Origin of the sequence: Actinosynnema sp. ALI-1.44 (genome assembly GCF_001984155.1) — a bacterium.
In the GTDB taxonomy this organism is placed as follows: Bacteria; Actinomycetota; Actinomycetes; order Mycobacteriales; family Pseudonocardiaceae; genus Kibdelosporangium.
In genome coordinates this window covers 1-20993 of record NZ_MTQO01000020.1, presented here as the reverse complement: position 1 = coordinate 20993, position 20993 = coordinate 1, and the positions used below count along the sequence as shown (strand labels likewise).

At 68.0% G+C, this 20993-nt stretch carries 19 protein-coding genes and 1 pseudogene; 9 read left to right on the top strand and 11 right to left on the bottom strand.

Annotation, left to right across the window (positions count from 1 at the left end; all coding sequences use genetic code 11):
• Nucleotides 1-50 precede the first annotated feature (50 nt).
• Nucleotides 51-1781, bottom strand: coding sequence for an arginine--tRNA ligase (argS, locus tag ALI144C_RS01075; protein WP_076985087.1), 1731 nt, complete (start codon nt 1779-1781; stop codon nt 51-53).
• Nucleotides 1782-1814: 33 nt separating this feature from the next.
• A complete protein-coding gene (locus ALI144C_RS01070) occupies nt 1815-2630 on the bottom strand; it encodes a PaaX family transcriptional regulator (RefSeq protein ID WP_076985086.1) in 816 nt (271 codons plus the stop codon).
• A gap of 128 nt (nt 2631-2758) precedes the next feature.
• Between ALI144C_RS01070 and ALI144C_RS01065 the strand changes: the two genes are divergently transcribed.
• Nucleotides 2759-3655, top strand: coding sequence for a M23 family metallopeptidase (locus ALI144C_RS01065; protein ID WP_076985085.1), 897 nt, complete (start codon nt 2759-2761; stop codon nt 3653-3655).
• On the opposite strand, the gene ALI144C_RS01060 is transcribed toward ALI144C_RS01065, so the two are convergent.
• Nucleotides 3614-4282: a DUF998 domain-containing protein gene (locus tag ALI144C_RS01060; RefSeq protein ID WP_076985084.1), complete on the bottom strand. Its 669-nt coding sequence runs from the start codon at nt 4280-4282 to the stop codon at nt 3614-3616. The two genes, ALI144C_RS01065 and ALI144C_RS01060, sit on opposite strands and share 42 nt — an antisense overlap.
• A 114-nt stretch (nt 4283-4396) precedes the next feature.
• Here ALI144C_RS01060 and ALI144C_RS01055 point away from each other — a divergent pair, with 114 nt between their 5' ends.
• Nucleotides 4397-4753, top strand: coding sequence for a hypothetical protein (locus ALI144C_RS01055; RefSeq protein ID WP_143230314.1), 357 nt, complete (start codon nt 4397-4399; stop codon nt 4751-4753).
• A gap of 29 nt (nt 4754-4782) precedes the next feature.
• Nucleotides 4783-5427 (top strand): hypothetical protein, encoded by a 645-nt coding sequence (locus tag ALI144C_RS01050; RefSeq protein WP_076985082.1) that lies wholly within the window; start codon nt 4783-4785, stop codon nt 5425-5427.
• Nucleotides 5428-5447: 20 nt separating this feature from the next.
• On the opposite strand, the gene ALI144C_RS01045 is transcribed toward ALI144C_RS01050, so the two are convergent.
• Nucleotides 5448-6749: a serine/threonine-protein kinase gene (locus ALI144C_RS01045; protein ID WP_076985081.1), complete on the bottom strand. Its 1302-nt coding sequence runs from the start codon at nt 6747-6749 to the stop codon at nt 5448-5450.
• 10 nt (nt 6750-6759) lie between these two features.
• Entirely contained in the window at nt 6760-7851 is a 1092-nt protein-coding gene (locus ALI144C_RS57130) for a GNAT family N-acetyltransferase (protein ID WP_076985080.1), read from the bottom strand.
• Between the two features lie 44 nt (nt 7852-7895).
• Here ALI144C_RS57130 and ALI144C_RS01035 point away from each other — a divergent pair, with 44 nt between their 5' ends.
• Genes ALI144C_RS01035 through ku form a run of 3 tightly spaced genes read left to right on the top strand, consistent with a single transcriptional unit; the run spans nt 7896 to nt 9709 of the window.
• The gene (locus ALI144C_RS01035; RefSeq protein ID WP_076985079.1) at nt 7896-8510 is read left to right on the top strand and encodes a TetR/AcrR family transcriptional regulator; all 615 of its coding nucleotides are present in this window, start codon (nt 7896-7898) and stop codon (nt 8508-8510) included.
• Nucleotides 8480-8887, top strand: coding sequence for a RidA family protein (locus tag ALI144C_RS01030; protein WP_076985078.1), 408 nt, complete (start codon nt 8480-8482; stop codon nt 8885-8887). Before ALI144C_RS01035 ends, ALI144C_RS01030 begins: the two co-directional genes overlap by 31 nt.
• A gap of 42 nt (nt 8888-8929) precedes the next feature.
• The gene (gene ku / locus ALI144C_RS01025) at nt 8930-9709 is read left to right on the top strand and encodes a non-homologous end joining protein Ku (protein ID WP_076985077.1); all 780 of its coding nucleotides are present in this window, start codon (nt 8930-8932) and stop codon (nt 9707-9709) included.
• On the opposite strand, the gene ALI144C_RS57125 is transcribed toward ku, so the two are convergent.
• From ALI144C_RS57125 to ALI144C_RS01010, 3 genes are all read right to left on the bottom strand, one after another.
• Complete coding sequence (locus ALI144C_RS57125; protein WP_076985076.1) at nt 9675-10034, bottom strand: DUF6401 family natural product biosynthesis protein; 360 nt, start codon at nt 10032-10034, stop codon at nt 9675-9677. The genes ku and ALI144C_RS57125 overlap by 35 nt on opposite strands.
• 82 nt (nt 10035-10116) lie before the next feature.
• Nucleotides 10117-12300 carry an MMPL family transporter gene (locus ALI144C_RS01015; protein ID WP_076985075.1) on the bottom strand — a complete coding sequence of 728 codons (2184 nt, stop codon included), beginning with the start codon at nt 12298-12300 and terminating at the stop codon, nt 10117-10119.
• Nucleotides 12301-12339: 39 nt separating this feature from the next.
• Complete coding sequence (locus ALI144C_RS01010; RefSeq protein ID WP_076985074.1) at nt 12340-12933, bottom strand: TetR/AcrR family transcriptional regulator; 594 nt, start codon at nt 12931-12933, stop codon at nt 12340-12342.
• A gap of 88 nt (nt 12934-13021) precedes the next feature.
• Between ALI144C_RS01010 and ALI144C_RS01005 the strand changes: the two genes are divergently transcribed.
• Nucleotides 13022-14260, top strand: coding sequence for a cytochrome P450 (locus ALI144C_RS01005; RefSeq protein WP_202818812.1), 1239 nt, complete (start codon nt 13022-13024; stop codon nt 14258-14260).
• Here the strand turns inward: ALI144C_RS01005 and ALI144C_RS01000 are convergent.
• Both ALI144C_RS01000 and ALI144C_RS00995 read right to left on the bottom strand, forming a co-directional pair.
• Nucleotides 14226-15041 (bottom strand): serine hydrolase domain-containing protein, encoded by an 816-nt coding sequence (locus ALI144C_RS01000; protein ID WP_076985108.1) that lies wholly within the window; start codon nt 15039-15041, stop codon nt 14226-14228. The genes ALI144C_RS01005 and ALI144C_RS01000 overlap by 35 nt on opposite strands.
• A 10-nt stretch (nt 15042-15051) precedes the next feature.
• Complete coding sequence (locus ALI144C_RS00995) at nt 15052-15669, bottom strand: TetR/AcrR family transcriptional regulator (RefSeq protein ID WP_076985072.1); 618 nt, start codon at nt 15667-15669, stop codon at nt 15052-15054.
• A gap of 84 nt (nt 15670-15753) precedes the next feature.
• On the opposite strand from ALI144C_RS00995, the gene ALI144C_RS00990 reads away from it, so the two are divergent.
• A complete protein-coding gene (locus ALI144C_RS00990; protein ID WP_076985071.1) occupies nt 15754-16392 on the top strand; it encodes a maleylpyruvate isomerase family mycothiol-dependent enzyme in 639 nt (212 codons plus the stop codon).
• A gap of 95 nt (nt 16393-16487) precedes the next feature.
• Here ALI144C_RS00990 and ALI144C_RS00985 read toward each other — a convergent pair whose 3' ends face one another.
• Nucleotides 16488-20489: a HAMP domain-containing protein gene (locus ALI144C_RS00985; protein ID WP_076985107.1), complete on the bottom strand. Its 4002-nt coding sequence runs from the start codon at nt 20487-20489 to the stop codon at nt 16488-16490.
• Nucleotides 20490-20700: 211 nt separating this feature from the next.
• Here ALI144C_RS00985 and ALI144C_RS00980 point away from each other — a divergent pair.
• Nucleotides 20701-20993, top strand: a pseudogene (locus tag ALI144C_RS00980) (hypothetical protein); the annotation flags it as partial.

Genomic DNA, 20993 nt, shown 5'->3' with positions numbered 1-20993 from the left:
GTGGCCTTCGTTGCGTTTCGAGCAACGAAGGCCACATTGGTTGCACGAAGCTAGAGGCGCGTCGGCGCCTTGATGCCGAGCAGGTCCAGGCCCAGCGTGAGCACCTTCGACGTCAACGCGCACAGCGCCAGCCGGGAAGCCCGGATCTCCGGCTCGGCCTTCAACACCGGGCACTTCTCGAAGAACGACGTGAAAGCCGAAGCGGTCTCGTACAGGTACGTGGTCAGCTTGTGCGGCGTGTAGCCGTCGATCGCGGCCTGCACCGCGGCGGGCAACTGGATCAGCTGCAGCGCCAGGTCCCGCTCGGCCTTCTCGGCCAGCGTCACCTTCGCGCCCGGCCGCACGGTCTCGCCGGACTTGCGGATGATCGAGAGGGTACGGGCGTTCGCGTACTGCAGGTACGTCGCCGTGTTGCCGTCCGTGGCCAGCATCTTCTCCCACGAGAAGACGTAGTCCTTCTCGCGGTCGCTGGACAGGTCCGCGTACTTCACCGCGCCGATGCCGACGGCGTGGGCGATCGACGCCCGCTCCTCGGCAGTCAGGTCCTCGCGTTCGCCGACCACCGCTGCCGCGCGGTCGATGGCTTCGGTGAGCAGGTCGATCAGCTTCACCGTGTCGCCCGACCGGGTGCGGAACATCTTGCCGTCCTCGCCGAGGATCGAGCCGAAGTTCACGTGCACCGTGTTCTGTTCCGGCGTCAGCCAGCCCGCGTCACGGGAGGCCACGAAGACCATCGCGAAGTGCTGGGCCTGCGGCGTGCCGACGACGTAGAGCAGGTCTGTCGCGGCGCGCTCGACACCCCAGTAGCGGGCCGTGGCGAGGTCCGTGCTCATGTAGCCGTAACCGCCGTCGCTCTTGCGGACGATCAACGGCAGCGGATCGCCTTCACGGTTGAAGAAGCCCTTGGGGAACACGCACAGCGCGCCGTCGCTGATCTCGGTCAGGCCCTTCTGCTCGAGCTCCGCGACGGTGTCGGCCAGGTACTGGTTGTAGAAGCTCTCGCCGTAGTTGTCCTCGGGCGTCAGGCCGATGCCGAGCATCTTGTAGGCCTTCATGAAGTGCCGCATGGACTCGTCCACGAGCTGCTGCCACAGCTCCAGCGTCTGCTCGTCGCCGCTCTGCAGCTTCACCACGCGCAGCCGGGCCCGCTCGGCGAAGTCCGGGTCGGAGTCGAACTTCTTGCGGGCTTCCTGGTAGAAGACGTTCAGGTCGCTGACCGAGTGGTCCGCGTCGACGCCCTCGTCGACCAGGTGCTCGATCAGCATCCCGAACGGGGTGCCCCAGTCGCCGAGGTGGTTGTGCGGGATGACCTCGTCGCCGTGGAAGCGCAGCATGCGGACGAGCGCGTCGCCGATGACCGTCGAACGGATGTGGCCGACGTGCATCTCCTTGGCCACGTTCGGGCTGGAGTAGTCGATCGCGATCCGGCGTGGCCTTTCGGTCACGGGCACACCCAGCCGTTCTTCGCCGAGCAACTGCTCGATGTGCGTCGTGAGCCAGGTGTCCGTCAGCGTCAGGTTGATGAACCCGGGACCCGCGATCTCCGGTTCGACGACCAGGTCGGTGCCGTCCAGTGCGCCGACGATCGCCGCGGCGACCTCTCTCGGCGGCCTGCCGACGCGCTTGCCCAGGCCCATGGCGGCGTTGCACTGGTAGTCGGCACCTGGTCGGTTCGACGGGCGGATCAACGCCTCGGCCGGGGTGATGTCCAGGTCAAGCGACGACTTCACGGCCGCGACGACCCGTGCGGCCAATTCCAGTCCAACGTCTCCTTGTAGCACCTGTCCAGTATTCCAAATGCCCGCGACCCGGTTTTAGTCGAGCTTGTCCCAGTGCTCCTGCGCGGCCGGGCGCCATTCCTGGTGCTTGCGGTGGAACAGTTGCGCGGCGTGCGAGCCGCGCCAGTTGGCAGGCAGCAGATCGGTCGGCAGCCGGGGGTCGAGGAACGGGAACCGGCGCCACTCGTGCACCAGCATGGTCTGCGCGTGCAGGGTCGCCGGGCCGTCGTCCGGGCTGGCACCCGCGAACTCCTCGATGAACTCCTCGTACCGGCGCTCCACCTCGGACAGGTCCCACGCGCGGGCGACCATCGCGCCGACCTCGCCGATCGTGCCGTACTCGGCGACGAACGACATGGCGCCACGCGTGAGCTCAAGCGAGCTGAGGATCTCGTCGGCCTCGTCCTGCCTGCTGGCGTCCGGGCAGATCCACACGCCCGCCTCCGGCGAGCCGAACCCGGCCCACGTCAACCGGGTGCGCAGCCGGTGCCGCAGGTCCCGTTTGGACTCGGGGACGGACACGAGCAGCACGAGCCAGCGGTTGTCCCACTGCCGTTCGACGCTGCCGAACTCGTAGATCCGCCGCGCGCCCTCGGTGAGCAGTTTGCGGCCGGGCGGGGTGAGCGACCAGCGGACCCGGCGACCGACGCGGTCGGAGGTCAGCCAGCCCTCCGCCGCGGTGCGGGCGAGCGCCTGGCGCGCCGACTTCTCCTCGATGTCGAATGTCGCCAGCGTGTTGACGAGGACGGAAGTCCAGACAGGGCCCTCGCGCGGCAGAACGTACTCACCGAGTAGGGTCATCAGCAGTGAACGCGCACTGGTGTGGCTGACTTCCCTGCGCCGGGTCACCATCGGTCGGCTCATTCCCGACATAATACATGAATAGGACGTCGCGTCATCTTTTTGTAGAACTTGACTTGTATCTTTCTTGTAAGTGGCCAGTCGACACTCGCGCCGTGCATCCAGCGAAGGGACCGGCGATGAGAGTCAGACGGTTGATCAGCCTCGGAGTCGCGCTGATCGCGGGAGTGGGATTCATTGTGTTCGCGCCGAGCGCGGGCGCGGCCGGGCCAAGGCCGGCCTTCCAGTTGCCTTTCCCGTGCGGTCAGTCGTGGACCGGCAACTCGAGCAATTCCAGTGCGCACAGGTCGTGGGAGATCGACTTCAACAGGGGTGGCACGCCGGACGCCGACCTCGGCGACACCGTCGTCGCCGCGGCCGCGGGCAAGGTCGTCATCTCGGCGCACCAGGGCTCGACCAACGGTTACGGCAACCTGGTCAAGATCGACCACGGCGGCGGCTGGTCGACCTACTACGCGCACCTGCGCGTCCGGTCGGTCGCGGTGAACGCACAGGTCGCCCGTGGCCAGAAGATCGGCGAGGTCGGCAACACCAGCAAACCGGGCAACAACATCTCGCCGCACCTGCACTACGAGGTGCGCACCACCGACGCCTCCTATCCGGCGAACATCCAGAAAGCGGTGTTCAACGGTGTCACGTTCGGCTATCCGAACCAGACGGTGACCTCGCGCAATTGTGGCGGCGGTGCGAACCCCTATGACGCGACCGAGGTCTGCGGCAGTGGGTTCAACGAGGTCGACTCGGCCGCTGTCGGTTCGGCGGCAACGGTTCATTTGTTGTGGAACAACGGGACATCGCAGAACTGCGTGGTGACGATCAAGGGCACTTCGGTGGGTACGGCTTCCGCCGTGTCCGCCTATTTGGAAGTGCAAGGCGCCAACCGGGTGACAGATTCCGGCAATTTCGAGTACTACGCCGGACCGGTCCGGGCCGCCGCGCCGGGCAAATGCGTCAAGTGGGGCGGATCGGCGGGCTCAGCCCGTTACGACAGCCCGTTCGAGCACTGCGGGTCGTGAACCGGCTGTCCTGATCAGCGCGAGGGCCGCCACAGCCGCGACTTCGGTGATGAGCAGCCCTCGCTCGACCGCGCCGAGCGGAATGGCGATCCACCAGTACACGCCGGTGAACGGTTGCAGCACGACGGCGCCGACGATCAACCCGAACCAGGCCAGCGACAGCACGCCGAGCCACACCGGCCACGCGGCCTTCGCCGCGCGGCCGACGACGATCGCGGCGATCGGCAGGCAGATGAACGCGACCACGCTGGCGTAGCGGTGGACCATGCCGCCGACGCTGGGGCCGATCGCCCAGTTGTTCTTGGGGAACACCACGACGGCGAGCAGGCACAGGCTCCACAGCGTGATCAGGACCGAAGCGGCCGAGAACGGCCTGATCACCTGCCGGACGGCCAACGCGGCCATCACCGCGAGCGACCCCAACGCCAGGGCGACGACTCCGAGGTTGAACACCCACGCGTCCTCGAGCAGCCCGTACTCGCTGATGGTCCGGCGCACGACACTCACCTCGGATGACGGCGGCAGCACGTGCAGCAGGCCGATCAGCAGGACCGAGGCCGCGGTACCGACCAGGCCGAGCAGGCCGAGCGCCCCCGCCGCCCGTGGCCATTTCGTGATCGCGGCCATTGAGAGTACCTCCCGTGGGTGAGCGGCTCGGACGAACGGACCAACTTCGAAGAAATCCGCCAGGTTCCCGCCGACAGCGGTTTGACAGCCGTTTGGCCTGGGTATTCCCGCCGCATGGTGACGGGCGTCGAGGAACGCATGCTTGGCCCGCTGGTCTGGGTGCATCTGGTGATGTACCGCCCCGTCCTGCTGCCGGACCGGGCCGTCACGGACGTCGTCACGGATGTCGAGGAACTGGCCGGGCACATGGCCGACCTGCTCACCGTCGACAGCCACCAGACGCCGGAGTCGATGGCCGCCGCCAACCGCGTGCTGGACGTGTGCTGCGAGTTCGTCGAACGCTGGACGCTCGGCCCACAGCGGCCCGGCACGTTCCGCGGTGACGTGCTGCGGCTGCGGATGCGTCTCGACTCCATCGCCAACCGGATCGTCCCGGACAGCGAGCTGGAGGTAGCGCAAAAGGCGTCGTGATCCGCCGCCGTTCGTCGTAGCGTGTGCGCATGGATCTCGACGAGGTGTTCGCGGACGTGCCGCGCGTGGGTGCGGTGGAGGGCTGCACATCTTGCTACGCCCAGTCCGACCTCGAGCTGCTCGGTGGCGATCCCGCACGGGTGCCGGACGACCTGGTCTGGTCGTTCGCCTACGAGGTCACCGACCACTGGTCCGAGCAGCAGTACGGGCTGATCTGGCGCGGGCTCGCGCCGCGCATCCTCGACGCGTTGGCCAAACGCCCCGACGAGCGGCTGCTGCACGGACTGACCTTCGCCGGTTTCGAGACCTGGCCGGAAGCGGAGCGGACCGCGCTGCGCGGGGCCGTGTGCGACATGGTGACGCGTGCCGTCACCGGGGGCGTGAACCCGTACACCGTCGAGACCCTCATCTGCGCCGCCGCGCACATCGACCGGGACCTGAGGCCGTGGCTGACGTACCTCGACACGCTGACCGGCGCCGATGCGGACACCGGGATCACGGCGCTGGCGCAGCACTGGGCCGAACAGATCGCGCGGGACAGCGCGCCGCTGTTGTGGTGGTCCCCGCAGGACCCGGCGGCGCCGATCCGCGAATGGCTCTACTCGGACGTCCTGCACGAGCGGTTGTCGCGCGTCGAAGCCCGGGACGCGCAGATCGCCATCGCGTACATGTGATCGGGCTGCTGTTGAACGGGCTACTGCGCCGTGCACACTACGTCCGGCTTCACGGGACCGGCGCCCCTCGTGGCCGCGATGAAACCGAACGACGTCGTGGAGTCCACAGCGGTGTTCCACTGAGCCGGTGCCACGCGCACGTTCGCGCCGTCCAGCGAGAGCGTTCCGTTCCACAGGTTGTTGATGCTCTGCCCGCCGGGCAGCATCCACGTCACGGTCCAGCCGTTGAGCCGCGCCGCCGTGCCGCTGCGGATGGTCACGAGCACCTCGTAGCCGTCCTGCCACGAGTTCGTGATCTGGTAATCGGCCTGACAGGACGACAACGGCGTGTGACTGGTGGTCGTGGCGGCGGGAAGCGACTGGAGGGGGAGCGCCGCCGGTCCGCCGTCACGGTTGATCGCCAGCCCGACGACGATTCCCAACGCGACGAGTGCCGCGGCCGCCGCGGTGAGGAGCAAACTCCGCCTGCGCGGTTTCCGTGGCGGCAACGCCATAGTCGCCGTGCGCGGCTGTGCCTCCGGCGGCAGCTTGCCGGACACCAGGTACTCCTGCGCCTCGCGCATGCTCGGGCGTTCGCTCGGGTCCGCGCGCAGCAGCCACAGCAGCAACGGCCCGAGCACGCCGGACTGGCGCGGGGCGGCGATCTCGCCGGTGGCGACCCGTCGCACCAGGACGATCGGGTTCTCGTCGAAGCCGTACGGGGGAGCGCCTTCCGTTGCGGTGTAAAGAGTCGAGCCGAGTGAATAGACGTCCGACGGGAACCCGGCCTTGCCGCCGGTGGCGACCTCGGGCGCGAGGTAGGCCGGTGTACCGGCGATGACACCGTTGCCGGTCGCGGTCCCGGCGCCGTCGCCGATCAGCCGGGAGATGCCGAAGTCGGTGATCTTCACCGTGCCGTCCGGCGCGATCAACACGTTGTCCGGCTTGATGTCCCGGTGAACGATACCGGCGTCGTGCGCGGCCGTCAGCGCTCCGGCGATCTGCGCGCCGATTGCGGCCACCTCGTCGGCGGGCAGCGCGCCGCGGTCGGTGAGCACCGCGGACAGGCTGCTCGACGGCAGGTACTCCATCACCAGGCAGGGGCGGCCGTCGTGGTCGACCACGTCGTGCACCTGGATCGCGTTGGGGTGCTGGATCCTGGCCGCCAGGCGGGCCTCGCGGAACACGTTGTCGTCCGCCGTGGCGTCGAACGACAGGAGTTTCACCGCGACGGTGCGGTCGAGGCGCTCGTCGTGCGCGCGCCAGACCACACCCATCGCGCCGCGGCCGATCCGGCCGACCAGCCGGTACCGACCGGCGACCAGGTCGCCCTTGTCCGTCACCCGGCCGATTCTACTTGCGTGCCTGCCATTCCGAGGCCAGAACCGACCAGACCTGCGCGTCCTGGCGGACGCCGTCGAGCGGGTACTCCGAACGCAGCACACCTTCCAGCGTCATGCCAAGTCGTTGTGCCACAGCGGCACTGCGTTCGTTCGCCGGGCTGCAGCGCCACTCGATCCTGGACATTCCGCGAACGCATACCGCCCAGTCGATCATGTGCCCGCAGGCCTGCGTGATCAGGCCGCCGCCGGTGGCGGCGGGATCCAGCCACACACCGAGCTCGCAGATGCCGTTCGCCGCGTCGAACGTCCGGAACAGTGTGCCGCCCACGAGTTCGCCGTCGATCCAGATGCCGTAGATCCGGCCGCTGTCGGCTGCCAGCTTGTTCGCGTAGTTCCGCAGGACCTTGTGGCCGCTCGTGGTGTCGGTGACCACGTGCGCCATCCCGACCCACGGTCCGATGTAGTCGCGGATGCGATCGATGTTCCGGGCGAATTCCTCGGCGTTCCACGGTTCCAGCGCGCGCAGTTCGGCGTTGTCGTTCAGCCGCACGCCGATCGCGCCCTGCCCGGCGGTCCACTCGGACGCCAGCACCGACCACATCTCCGCGTCGTACCGGCCACGATCCGACGCCGACCGCAGCACGCCTTCCTTGGTCATGCCGAGTCGTTGTGCCACAGCGGTGCTGCGCTCGTTGTCCGGCCGGGTCTGCCACTGCACCCTGGACATGCCGCGGTCGCGGATCGCCCAGTCGATCATGTGCCTGGCGGCCTCGGTGATCAGGCCTTGGCCTGCCGCCGCCGGATCGAGCCAGACGCCGAGCTCGCACATCCCGTTCGCGGGCTCGAAGATCCGGAACCCGGTGCCGCCGACCAGCTTCCCGCCTGCCCAGATGCCGTAGAGGCGGCCGTCGTCCGCTGCCTGCCTGTCGGCGTAGTTCTGCAGGAACCGCCGTCCGGCGTCGACGTCGGTGATCGTGTCGACCCATGGGATCCACGGCCCGACGTAGTCGCGCGTGTGCGTGATGTGCGCGGTGAACTCCTCGGCGTTCCACGGCTCCAACGGACGCAGTTCGGCGTCGTCGGCCAGTGCAAAAGCGAGCATCCCCAGTACCTCCGTACCAAACGTTTGTTATGTACCATCATGCCATGCCCCCAGCTCCCGGCGATCATGACGCCCGTAGGCGTGACGTGTCCGAGGCGGTGTGGCGTGTGCTGGCCGAGCGGGGATTCGGGCAGCTCACGCTGCGTGCGGTCGCCGCGGCGATGGGGGCGTCGACCGGGATGCTGACGCACTACTTCCCGGCCAAGCGCGACCTCGTCCGGTACGCCCACTCCGTCGCGGAGGAACGGACGCTGGCCACGCTCTACCGGGACATCGACGTGACCGGGCTGGCCGCGTTGCGCGCGTACCTGCTGGACGTGTTGGCGCTGACGCCGGAGGCCGTCGCGATGAACCGGGTGTGGGTGAGTTTCTGGGACGCGGCCATCGGCGATCCGGAGCTCGCGGCGACCGAGACCGCGCGCTACGAACGCTGGCGCGCCAAGCTGCGGCCCCATGTCGTCGCCGCGTTCGACAAGGGCGAGATCCCACCGGGCAGGAACGTGGACGACGTGGTCGCGTCCGCGGCGGCGCTCACCCACGGCCTGGTCGTGCAGGCCCTGTTCGACCCGGACCGGTTCCCGCCGGACCGGCAGATCCAGCTGATCGACGACTACCTGAGGACGCTGACATGCCCATCCACGACCGAATCGCCGACGTAGCGGGCAACGCGCCCGGCAACGGGTACGCCCACGCCGTGACGGCGTCCGGCACGCTCGCGTTCATCTCCGGCCAGGTCGCCATCGACGAGAGTGGCGGGCTGGTCGGCCCGGGTGACCTGGCCGCGCAGACCAGGCAGTGCCTGCGCAACCTGGAGAACGTGCTGAAAGCCAGTGGCGCGGGCTGGGCCGACGTGGTGCGCTTCAACTGGTACGTGACCGACGTGACCGAGATCCAGGTGGTCAGGGACGTCCGTGACGAGTTCGTCCGCCCGGTGCTCGGCGACCGGCCCAACCCGGCCAGTTCGCTGATCAAGGTCGCGGGCCTGTTCAAGCCCGAGTTCCTGATCGAAGTGGACGCTGTCGCAGTCATCCCCTAATGGCTCTGTTATTCCGCAGTTCCGGCAGGTAGCACGGAAAGCATGCGAGCTGTCTGGCGTGGGTCCATGGCGATCGGCCTGGTGACGATCGGGGTGCGGGCGTACGCGGCCACGAAGGACCACGACTTCCGGTTCCACCACGTGCACCGGGCCGACGCCGGGCGGATCCGTTACCGCCGCGAGTGTGAGGCGTGCGGCGACGAGATCGACTTCGCCGACGTGACAAGGGGATACGAGCTGCCGGACGGCCGGATCGTGCTGATGGAACAATCCGACTTCGACACGTTGCCGAGTCCGTCCGACCGGACCATGCAGGTGATGCGGTTCGTTCCGGTCGGCGACGTCCCTCCGCTGTACTTCCAACGGGGTTACTACCTCGAACCGGACGACAACGCTGTGCAGCCGTACACCTTGCTGCGGCTGGCGATGGAACGCACGCGACGGCTCGCGATCGTGAAGATCAGCATGCGCCGCCGGGAGACGCTCGCCGCCGTGCAGCCGAGGGGTGATGTGCTGGTGCTGCACACGATGCAGTGGCCGGACGAGATCCTGCCGGTGGATTTCCCTTTCCTGGGAAGGGAGGTGACCGTTCGTCCACAGGAGTTGGCCGCGGCGACGGCGCTGGTGACCAGTATGGCTGCGGATTTCCGGCCGGGGGAGTTCACCGACGACTACCAGCGAGCCCTCGGGGAGCTGATCGACGCCAAGGCCGACGCCGCGCAGGAGCCGCCGATCCCCGTGCAGCGAGACGGCGAAACGGCTCTTGATCTGCTCGAGGCGTTGCGGCTCAGCGTAGAGCGCGCGCGACTCGACGATCTCTAGCCACCACACAGCAGGCGAGCAGGCGCAGGGACAGACCGTCGAGGGATGTCCACACGACCGGGGGTTCCCATCCCGTGGCGACGGCTTCCTGGTGGATCTCCTCGGCGTAGATGGCCAGCAGGACCAGCGGCGGCGCCGGGACGATCCCGGCCCGGATCCGGGCGTCGCGGTCCACCTGGGCACGCACCAGGTGGGCGTGGCGGTCCAGGGCCGCGGCGATCACCGGATCATGCCGGGCCGCGGTGTGGCCAGGTTGCAGCCGGGCGTCCAGCCTGCGCAGCCAGCGCCGGGCGGACCACCGGGCAGCACGGTCCCAAATGCTCACGTGTCGGGATTCTGTTAGTCGGGCAACGAGTCGGCGGCCGCACAAACCTACCCGGCCACGGCGCTGCGCCGCCGCCGAATCGTCACACCGGCTGGGGAACCTTTTCCCGCCGCTCCTGCTGCCCGATGTGGCGGGCGAGCGTCTCGCCTTCCACGTCCACGTTCGGGGTAATCCGGTCGAGTGGCTTGGGGTACCACCACGCGGCCTTGCCGAACAGCGTCATCAACGCCGGGACCAGCGTCATCCGGATCAGGAACGCGTCGACCATGACGCCGAACGCCAGCGCGAAGCCCATCGACTTGATCACCGTGTCGTGCGAGAACACGAAGCCGGCGAACACCGCCGTCATGATCAGCGCGGCCGCGGTGACCACGCGGGCGCTGTGGCCGAGTCCTTCGACGACCGCGTCCTTCGGCGTGTCGCCGTGGACGTACGCCTCCCGCATGCCGGAGACCAGGAACACCTCGTAGTCCATGGCCAGGCCGAACAGGATGCCGGTCATCAGGATCGGCAGGAAGCTGATGATCGGTGAGCCGTGCGAGATGCCGAGCAGGTCACCGAGCCAGCCCCACTGGAAGATCGCCACGACGGCGCCGATCGACGCGGCCACGGTGAGCAGGAAGCCCGCAGTGGCCTTGATCGGCACCAGGATCGACCGGAACATGATCGCCAGCAGGATCAGCGACAGCCCGACGATGACGATCAGGTAGGTCGGCAGCGCGTCGGACAGCTTCTGCGAGACGTCGATGTTCAACGCGGTCTGCCCGGTCACGCCGATGGTCGAGCCGGTCTGCGCCTTGACCTCGCCGGTCATCTCACGCAGCCGGGAGACCAGGTCCTTCGTTGCCTCGGTCGACGGCCCGCTGCCGGGGATCACCTGCAGCACGGCGGCCGTCTTGTCCGGGTTGAGACCCGCCGGGACGACCCGGATGACGTCCGGGACCGAGCTGAGCTTGCCTGCCAGGGCGCCCAGCGCCTGCTCGGGGCCGACGCCGGACGGCAGGTCGGCCACGACCACGAGCGGACCGCTGAAGCCGGGCCCGAACGCCTGCGTGACCAGCGCGTTGGCGCGCTGCTGCGGGCTGCCTTCCTGCGCGGTCGAGTCGTCCGGCAGGCCCATCTCCAGCGAGAACGCCGGGATCGCGATGGCGCCGAGCGAAACGACGATCAGCACGAGCGCGGTGATCGGGCGGCGGGACACCGCACGGCCCCAGCGGTAGCCGAAGGCCTCCTTCTTGCCGGGCGTCTCGGCCTTGGCGCGTGCCTTGTCCGACACGATCCTGTCGCCGACATACCCGAGGATCGCAGGCAGCAGCGTCAACGCGATCAGCACGGCGACCGCGACGGTCGCGGCGGCGGCCAGGCCCATCACCGACAGGAACGGGATGCCGACGACCGTGAGCCCGGCCAGGGCGATGATCACGGTCAGACCGGCGAAGAACACGGCGCTGCCCGCGGTACCGATCGCGCGGGCGATCGATTCGTCGACCTCCATACCGCCGAGCACCTGTTTGCGGTGCCGGTGCACGATGAACAGCGCGTAGTCGATGCCGACCGCGAGGCCCAACATCAGCGCGAGCACCGGCGCGGTGGAGGACATGTCGATCACGCTGGTCAGCGCGTACAGACCGGCCATGCCGATGCCCACGCCGATCAACGCGGTCAGCAGCGGCAACCCGGCGGCGACGAGTGAACCGAACGTCAGCACGAGCACGAGCGCCGCGATCACCACACCGAGGCCCTCGGTGGCGCCGATCGCGACCATCTCACCGGCGATCTCCTGGCTGTAGGCGACCTCGAGCCCGGCCGACTTGCCGACCGCCTCGACGGTGTTCTTGATGGCCTCCTTGGTCTCCTCCTTCACCTCCGGCGGGGAGACCGAGAACTGCACCTGGGCGAGGCCGATCCGGCCGCCGTCACCGACGGCCTTGGTGACGAACGGGCTGAAAGCGTCCGCGACCTGGTCGGTATCGCCGATCGTGGCGATGGCACCTTCGATGGCCTGCTTCGACTCGTCGAGGGTCCTGCCCTGCGGCGCCGCGAAGACGATCCGGCCGGACGCGCCCGCGGCCTGCGGCAGCCTGTCCTTGAGGTGGTCGAGCGCCCGCTGGGACTCGGTGCCGGGGATGGAGAACTGGTTCGTGGTCTGCCCCGCGAAACCCAGGGCGCCGATGCCCGCGATGGCCAGGACAAGCAGCCAGATGCCGAGGACGAGTCCCCGGCGCCGTCGTGCGGCGTGCGCGAGTCGGTACAGCAGCTTAGCCACCGCGTGCTCCTTCGAAGTGTTGCGACCGATCCGCGTTGATCAGCTCTTGGTGGTCTGGAATCCGGCGCGCAGGTAGTCGAAGGCCTCGTCGATGAGGTCGGTGACCTGGTCTCCCGGGTGGTCGGCGGCGTGCACGATCACGGCCTGGATGACGCCGAACGCGGCGTGGACCAGCGCGAGGGGGTAGAACGACGGGCAGCCGGGCGGCATCCGTTCGACCAGTGCCTCGTGCGCGCCCAGCACCATCCGTTCCCTGACCGCCAGCTCGTAGGGCACAAGCTCGTGGAAGTCGGTGGCGATCGTCGACAGCCGGTTGAGCAGTTCGAGGTTCTCCGGGCTGACGACCAGCCCGGCGACCACGCGCAGCGAGTCGAACAGCGGCTCGTCGGCCGGGCGCTGGTACAGCGCGGTCATGGCGTCGTCGAACACGAACCCGCAGACCGAGACAACGGCTTCTTCCTTGCGGTTGAAGTAGTTGAAGAAGGTCCGCCGGGACACGCCCGCTCGCGTGGTGACGTCCTCGACGACGAAGCCCTGCAGACCTCGCTCGGTGGCGAGGTCGAAGGCGGCGAAGCCGAGCGCTCGTCGCGTCTCGTGCTTCTTCGTCTCCCGGATCCCCGATTTGGGCGTCACTCGATCAGGCTACCGAGTAATCTTGCCCGGCGTGCAACTTTGCCCGGAGTGCAGGAATGTGATGTTGCTCATGGATTAGCTTTGTTCTGTGTCGAATGTGTTCGATCCACGGGTGTTCGCACAGGGCCTGCCGCACGCCGAGTTCCGGCGGCTGCGGGACACGGAACCGGTCAGCTGGCAGGACGAGCACGCCGTGCTCGACTGGCCCGCCGGGCCCGGCTACTGGGCCGTGACGAGGTACGAGGACGTCAGGCACGTGCTGCGGACGCCGGAGGTGTTCTCGTCCTGGCTCGGCGCGACCCAGATCCGCGATCCGGAACCGGACGACCTCGCGTTCATCCGCCGGATGATCCTGAACATGGACCCGCCCGAGCATCAGCGGCTGCGCAAGATCGTCGCAGCCGTGTTCACCCGGCGCAGGCTCGAACAGTCGGCCGCCGAGATCACCACGCGCGCCTCGGCGCTGCTCGCCGCGGTGCGGGCCGCGGGGGAGTGCGACCTGCCGGTCGACGTGACCGACGACTTCCCGTTGCTCAACCTGGCGGACCTGCTCGGCGTGCCCGCGTCGGACCGGAACCTGTTGCTGCGCTGGACGAACCGGGTGATCGGCTACCAGGACCCCGAACACGCCGACGAGGTCGTGCGGGACGCGTCCGGCAAACCGGTCAACCCGCGGTCACCGGCCATGCTCGCCGACATGTTCGGCTACGCCGGTGAACTCGCCGCGTACAAACGGGAAAACCCAGGCATGGACCTGATGTCCGCGTTGGTCACCGCCACGGTGGACGGCCGGGCGTTGGACGAGGCCGAGTTGCAGATGTTCTTCTTCCTCGTGGTGATCGCGGGCAACGACACCGTCCGCAGCGCGTTGCCAGGCGGGGTGCTCGCCCTCGTCGAGCACCCCGACGAGTACCGCAGGCTGCGGTCGAATCCAGACCTGCTGGACACAGCGGTCGAGGAGATGCTGCGCTGGCATCCGCCCGTGCTGAGCTTCCGGCGGACAGCCACCCAGGACGTCGTGCTTGCCGGGCAACAGATCCGCGCGGGCGACAAGGTCGTCGTGTACCACGCGTCCGCGCACTACGACGAACGCCGGTTCCCCGACCCGTTCCGCTTCGACATCACGCGAACGCCCAACGACCACATCGCGTTCGGCCAAGGCCCACACCTGTGCCTCGGTGCGCACTTCGGCCGGTTGCAGCTGCGGATCTTCTTCCGTGAATTCCTGAAACTGCCGGAGGTTCAGCTCGCGGCGGCGCCGACACGCCTGACGTCGAACTTCATCAACGGCATCACGCACCTGCCTCTTCGAGGACCGCGTCGCTGAGGACGGGCCACACCTCGGCGGCCCACTCGCCGAAAGCCCGGTCGGTCAACGCGATCGTGGCGATCCCGGCGCGGGGATCGACCCAGAGGAACGTACCGCTCTGTCCGAAGTGCCCGAACGTGTCGGGCGAGTTCCGCTGCCCGGTCCAATGTGGACTCTTGTGGTCCCTGATGGAGAACCCGAGGCCCCAGTCGTTGGGCTTCTGGTGACCGAAGCCGGGCAGGACACCGTTGAGCCCGGGGAAGACCACGGTCGTGGCCTCGCCGAACAACTGCCCGGACACGAGCGTGGGCGCCAGCAGTTCCGCGGCGAACCGGCTCAGGTCGGCGCACGTGGACACCCCGGCATGCGCGGGACTGCCCTTCAACGTCGTGTCGTTCATGCCGAGCGGCGCGAAGACCGCCTCGGCGAGGTAGGCGTTGAACGGAATCCCCGACGCCTGCTGCACGTGCTCGGCCAGCGCCTCGAAGCCCTTGTTGGAGTAGATCCGCTTGGTGCCGGGCTGAGCCTGGACCTTGTCCTCCGACATGGCGAGCCCGGACGCGTGCGCGAGCAGATGTCGGACCGTGGCACCCTCCGGTCCGGCGGGTTCGTCGAGTTCGACCGCGCCCTCCTCGACAGCGATGAGCACGGCGTACGAGGTCAGCAGCTTGGTCACCGACGCCAGCGGGAACAGCTGCGCCTGATCACCCCGGGAGCCCAGAACCCGGCCGTCGCGCCCGACCACCGTCGTAGCCACGGTGTCGACCGGCCACCCGTCCACCAACGCCAGACTCTGCATGAGCCTCAAGTTACATGCCGCCCTGGTAGCGGCTCAGGAACACCTCGACGCCCTCGGTGATCACGCGGTCGGCCAGGTCGGCGGGGAGAGCGGCGCCTATGGAGCCGACGATCAGGTGGGGGTAGATCGTCAGGCTGAAGAAGTGGATCACCGCCACTTCGATGTCGGTGATCCGCAGCTGGCCGCGGTCGCACAGGTCGCCGAACAGCTGGCCCAGGGCGCGGGCGGAGTGGGCCGGGCCCTGTTGCTGGTAGGTCTTGCCGAGGTCGGGGAACCGGCGCAGTTCGGCGGTGACGAGGTTGCGCAGGGCCATTCGCGCCGGATCGGTGGCCGCTTCCACCAGTGCGCGTGCGGTCCGCAGCAGTGCTTCCCGGATGTCGCCGGTGTCGGCGAGGCGCGCGCGGACCTCGGCCATCGTCGTGTGCGCTTCACCCATCGCCTGGCCGACGACCTCGGTGAACAGCTCTTCCTTGCTGGTGAAGTGGTTGTACACCGTCACCTTGGACACGGCGGCCGACGCCGCGATCTGGTCCATGCCCGCGTCGAATCCGTCGCGGATGAACAGATCGCGCGCCGCGGCGACGATGGCCTGTCTGTTGCGCTCGGCGCGCTTGCCCGTTGGCGTCACGGTTCGATCCTAACTGAACGCTTGAGTACAGCTTAACTGTCCTGTACGGTTCAGTTCAGTTATCACTTCGCCTGAGGGGCAGCCGTGCACGAGATCTGGACCGTGGTCCACGCCGAACGCGACGCGTTGATCCACGACCTGGAAAACATTCCCGCCGAGCGCTGGGCCACGCCGTCGCTGTGTCCCGGCTGGGACGTCCACGACGTCCTCGCCCACCTGGTCGACGACGCCAAGACCACGTACTTCGGCTTCGTACGGCAGTTCGCCGCCGCTCGCTTCGACTTCGACCGGTACAACAACAACGCGGTCGCGCGGGAGCGGACCGGCGATCCACAGCGCACGCTCGACGCGTTCCGCGCGGTCAGCCACCGCACGACCAGCGCCCCGGTACCGAAGGCCACGCGGCTGGTCGAGACGTTCGTGCACGGCGAGGACATTCGCCGACCACTGGGGATCGACCGGGACTATCCCGTCGAGCACGTAGTCGCCGCGTTGCGTTTCCAGCTCAGAACAGGCGTCTCGACCGGCGGCGGAAAGGAGCGCGCACAAGGGCTGCGCTTGGTCGCTACAGATGCCGGTATCGATTCCGGCGACGGACCGGAGGTGCGTGGCACGGCGTTGGCGCTGTTGCTGGCTGTATCGGGACGGCCCATCGACTCGGGCGAACTGGCGGGACCGGGCGTCTCACAGATCACGAAAGGCGGAGAAATCCGCCGTGACTGAGCAGGGTGTGCCGTGAAGGCCACGTCACCGGCATGCGACGCCCGAAACGCGGCCCTCACGAATTGCCGTGAGCTCCGGCTGTGGCAGGTCAGGCGTCAGCTCACGTTCTCCTCGACGTCCAGGTGCTTGGCGATCAGCCTGAGCAGCCGGTTGTTGTTCACCGGTTTGGTCACGTAGTCGTCCGCGCCCGCCGCCAGGGTCCGCTCACGGTCCTCCGGCATGGCTTTCGCTGTCACCGCGATCACCGGCAGGTCCTGGTGCGACGACATCTCCCGGATCGCCGCGATGGTCGAGTTCCCGTCCAGCTCCGGCATCATCACGTCCATCAGGACCAACGCGATGTCCTTGTACTGCTCCAAAGCGCGGACCCCGGCGACGCCGTTGTCGGCGTACACCGCGTCCAGTCCGTGCTGCTCCAGCATCGCCGTCAGTGCGAAGACGTTGCGCAGGTCGTCGTCGACGATCAGGATCTTCTCGCCGTGGAACCGGATCGCCAGCGTGACGCTGGGGTCTTCCTCGTCGTCCGCCAGCGGTGAGCTGTCCACCACCTGCGACTGGTGGGTGGCCGCGGCTTTCTCCGGCTGGGACACCGCCAGGTACAGCGTGAAGATGCTGCCGGAGCCGGGTTCGCTGGTCACGTGCAGTTCGCCGCCGAGCAGCTGGGTCAGCTGGCGGGAGATCGACAGGCCGAGACCCGTCCCGCCGTACTTCCGGCTGGTCGTTCCGTCCGCCTGCTGGAACGCCTCGAAGATCACGGCCAGCTTGTCCTGCGGGATACCGATTCCGGTGTCCTCCACCGCGAACGCGATCACCGCGTCCGCCGAACGCATCCGCGCTGTCTTCATCATCGCCGGGTCGACCATGGTGATCCGCAGTTCCACGCGGCCCTCGTGGGTGAACTTCACCGCGTTGGACAACAGGTTGCGCAGGATCTGCTGGAGCCGGTGCTCGTCGGTGTGCAGCGTCGACGGCACCGAAGGCTCCACGATCACCGAGAAGTCCAGGCCTTTCTCCCCGGTCAGCGGGCGGCACAGCGCTTCGACGTAACTCACCAGCTCCGGCAGCGCGAACTCGTTGACCTGCAACTCCAAGTGCCCGGCCTCGACCTTCGTCAGGTCGAGGATGTCGTCGATCAGCTGCTGCAGGTCGCTGCCCGCCGAGTAGATCGTCTTGGCGAACTCGCGCTGCCGCGCCGTCAGGTTGCCTTCCAGGTTGTCGCTCAACAGTTTCGCCAGGATCAACGCGCTGTTGAGCGGCGTCCGCAGTTCGTGCGACATGTTCGCCATGAACTCGGACTTGTACTTCGACGCCGTCGCCAGCTGCCGCGCCCGGTCCTCCAGTTCCTGCCGGGCCTGCTCGATCTCGGAGTTCTTGACCTCGATGTCCCTGTTCTGCCTTGCCAGCAGCGCCGCCTTCTCGGCGAGCTCGGTGTTGGAGCTCTGCAGCTCGTCCTGCTGGGCCTGCAACTGCTCCGACCGCGCCCGCAGCTCGCGCGTCAGCCGCTGCGACTCGGCCAGCAGCGCTTCCGTGCGCGAGTTGGCCAGCAGGGTGTTCATGTTGACGCCGATGGTTTCCTTGAGCTGCTCGAGCAGGTCGTGGTGGACGCGGCTGAACTCGTTCACCGACGCCAGCTCGATCACGCCGAGCACCTGGCCCTCGAACAGCACCGGCAGGTCGATCACGTTCTTCGGCGACGTCGACCCGAGACCGGACGAGACCTTGATGTAGTCGGCGGGCGCGCCCGTCATCACGATGGTCCGCTTGTCCACCGCGGCCTGGCCGACGAGCGACTCGCCGAACTCGAACTTCACCGGGCCGTCCGATTCGGACCGGCCGTACGCGGCGATCCGCCGCAGCCACGCCCCGTTGTCGCCTCTCTCGGCCAGGAAGACCGCGCCGTACTGGGCGCGGACCAGGGGAGCGAGTTCGCTCAGGATCAGCGACGCCACCGCGCCCAGGTCCCGGTGACCCTGCATCAGTCCGGAAACCCTGGCCAGGTTGGTCTTCAGCCAGTCCTGGTCCTCGTTGATCCTGGTCGTCTCCTTGAGGGTGACGATCATCTGGTTGATGTTGTTCTTCAGGTCCTCGAGCTCACCGGACGCGTCCACCGAGATCTGCCTGGTCAGGTCGCCCGCGGTCACCGCCGTCGCGACCGCGCCGATGGCGCGCACCTGCGTGGTCAGGTTCCCGGCGAGCTGGTTGACGTTCTCGGTCAGCCGTTGCCAGGTTCCGGACACGTCCACCACGTTCGCCTGACCACCGAGTTTGCCCTCGGTGCCCACCTCACGGGCGACACGCGTGACCTCCTGGGCGAACGACGACAGTCGGTCCACCATGCTGTTGAGGGTCGTCTTCAGTTCCAGGATCTCACCACGGGCGTTGACGTCCATTTTCTTGGACAGGTCACCGTTGGCCACGGCTGTGGTCACCTGGGCGATGTTGCGGACCTGGGTGGTCAGGTTCTCGGCCATGACGTTGACGTTGTCGGTCAGCTCCTTCCACGTCCCCGCCACGTTCGGCACACGCGCCTGTCCGCCCAGCGTGCCTTCGGTGCCGACCTCGCGAGCCACGCGGGTGACCTCGTCACCGAATGCGCGGAGCGTGTCGACCATGCCGTTCATGGTCTCGGCCAGGTCGGCGATCTCACCGCTGGCCTCGACCGAGATCTTCTTGCCCAGGTCGCCGTTGGCGACCGCGTTGGCGACGGTCGCGATGCTGCGGACCTGGGTGGTCAGGTTCTCGGCCATGACGTTGACGTTGTCGGTCAGGTCCTTCCACGTCCCCGCCACGCCCCGGACCTGCGCCTGACCGCCGAGCTGACCCTCGGTACCCACCTCGCGGGCCACGCGGGTGACTTCGTCGGCGAAGGCGGAGAGTTGGTCGACCATGGTGTTGAGGGTGTTCTTGAGTTCGAGGATTTCGCCTCGGGCGTCGACGTTCATCTTCTGGGTGAGGTCACCCCTGGCCACCGCGGTGGTCACGGTGGCGATGTTGCGGACCTGCTCGGTCAGGTTCGACGCCATGAAGTTCACGGAGTTGGTCAGCTCACGCCACGTGCCGGCGACACCCGGCACCTGCGCTTGACCACCCAGCCGCCCGTCGCTGCCGACCTCGCGGGCCACGCGGGTGACTTCGTCGGCGAAGGCGGAGAGTTGGTCGACCATGGTGTTGAGGGTGTTCTTGAGTTCGAGGATCTCGCCTCGGGCGTCGACGTCGATCTTCTGGGTGAGGTCACCCCTGGCCACCGCCGTCGCCACGGTCGCGATCTTGCGGACCTGGTCGGTCAGGTTGCCCGCCATCAGGTTCACCGAGTCGGTGAGGTCCCGCCACGTCCCCCCGACGCCAGGCACCTGCGCCTGGCCACCCAGTTTGCCGTCGGTGCCGACCTCTCGCGAGACGCGGGTGACTTCGTCGGCGAAGGCGGAGAGTTGGTCGACCATGGTGTTGAGGGTGTTCTTGAGCTCGAGGATCTCGCCACGGGCACCGACCGCGATCTTCTGCGTCAGGTCACCCCGCGCCACCGCCGTCGCCACCCGCGCGATGTCACGCACCTGGTCTGTCAGGTTGCCCGACATCAGGTTCACCGACTCGGTCAGGTCACGCCAGATCCCGACGCCGCCGGGGACCTGGGCGCGGCCGCCGAGGATGCCCTCGGTGCCGATCTCCCGGCCGACCCTGGTCACCTCGGTCGCGAACAGCGAGAGCTGGTCGACCATCCGGTTCACCGTCTGCGCGAGCTCCAGCACGTCCCCGTTGAGCGACCGGCCGTCGAACTCCAGGGGCATCCGCTGGGTCAGGTCACCCTCCGCGACCGACTTCAGCACGTGGTTGATCTCGACGGTCGGCTTGGTCAGGTGGTCCATCAGCTCGTTGACCACGTCCGTGGCGACACCCCAGCCGCCTGAACCGCCTACCGTGCGTAGCCGCTCGTGCAGCCCGCCGTCGGTCGCGACGCTGTCCCGGACCCGCAGCAGCTCGTTGACCAGCAGCTGGTTGCGCTCCGCGATCTCGTTGAACGCCGCGGCCAGCTTGGCCGAGCGGCCGTCGCCACCGGCGACGATCCGACGCCGGAAGTTGCCTTCACGCAGGTCCTCCATCGCGGCGAGTACCCGGTCGAGCGTCGCGTCCTCGCCATCCTGGCTGACTGAGCTGGCTGACTCCTGGTTGATGTGCGTAGTCACGGGTACTGCTCCTCGGATCGAGGCGACGTTCAGTGTCTAACCTTGCCATGTCCGGTCAGCGTCCGTGGCGCCAGCCGCTACGGTTTACGGTGAAGACGTTGTTGCCGAAGCGTCAGCGAGGTGCGGGATGACCGATGCAGCGGCATCGGCCCGTTCGGTCGTTGCCCAGCAGGGTGGCGCGATTTTTCTCGCCGAGGCAGGCGGCAGACTCTGCGGCAGTATGGACGTCGGCGCGACGGCCACCACCGTCGCCGAGCTCGCCAGCCCGGTGCTGGCCGAGCGCGCCGTCGTGGTGCTGCCCGCGTCCCGTGGCCGGTGGGAGTGGTGGTGCCACGTCCTGGACGGCCGCCCGAGCCACGGCAAGGTCCGGCGGCTGACCCCGTCGGTCGCTCCGGTGCTGGCCAGAGCCATGTTCGCGAC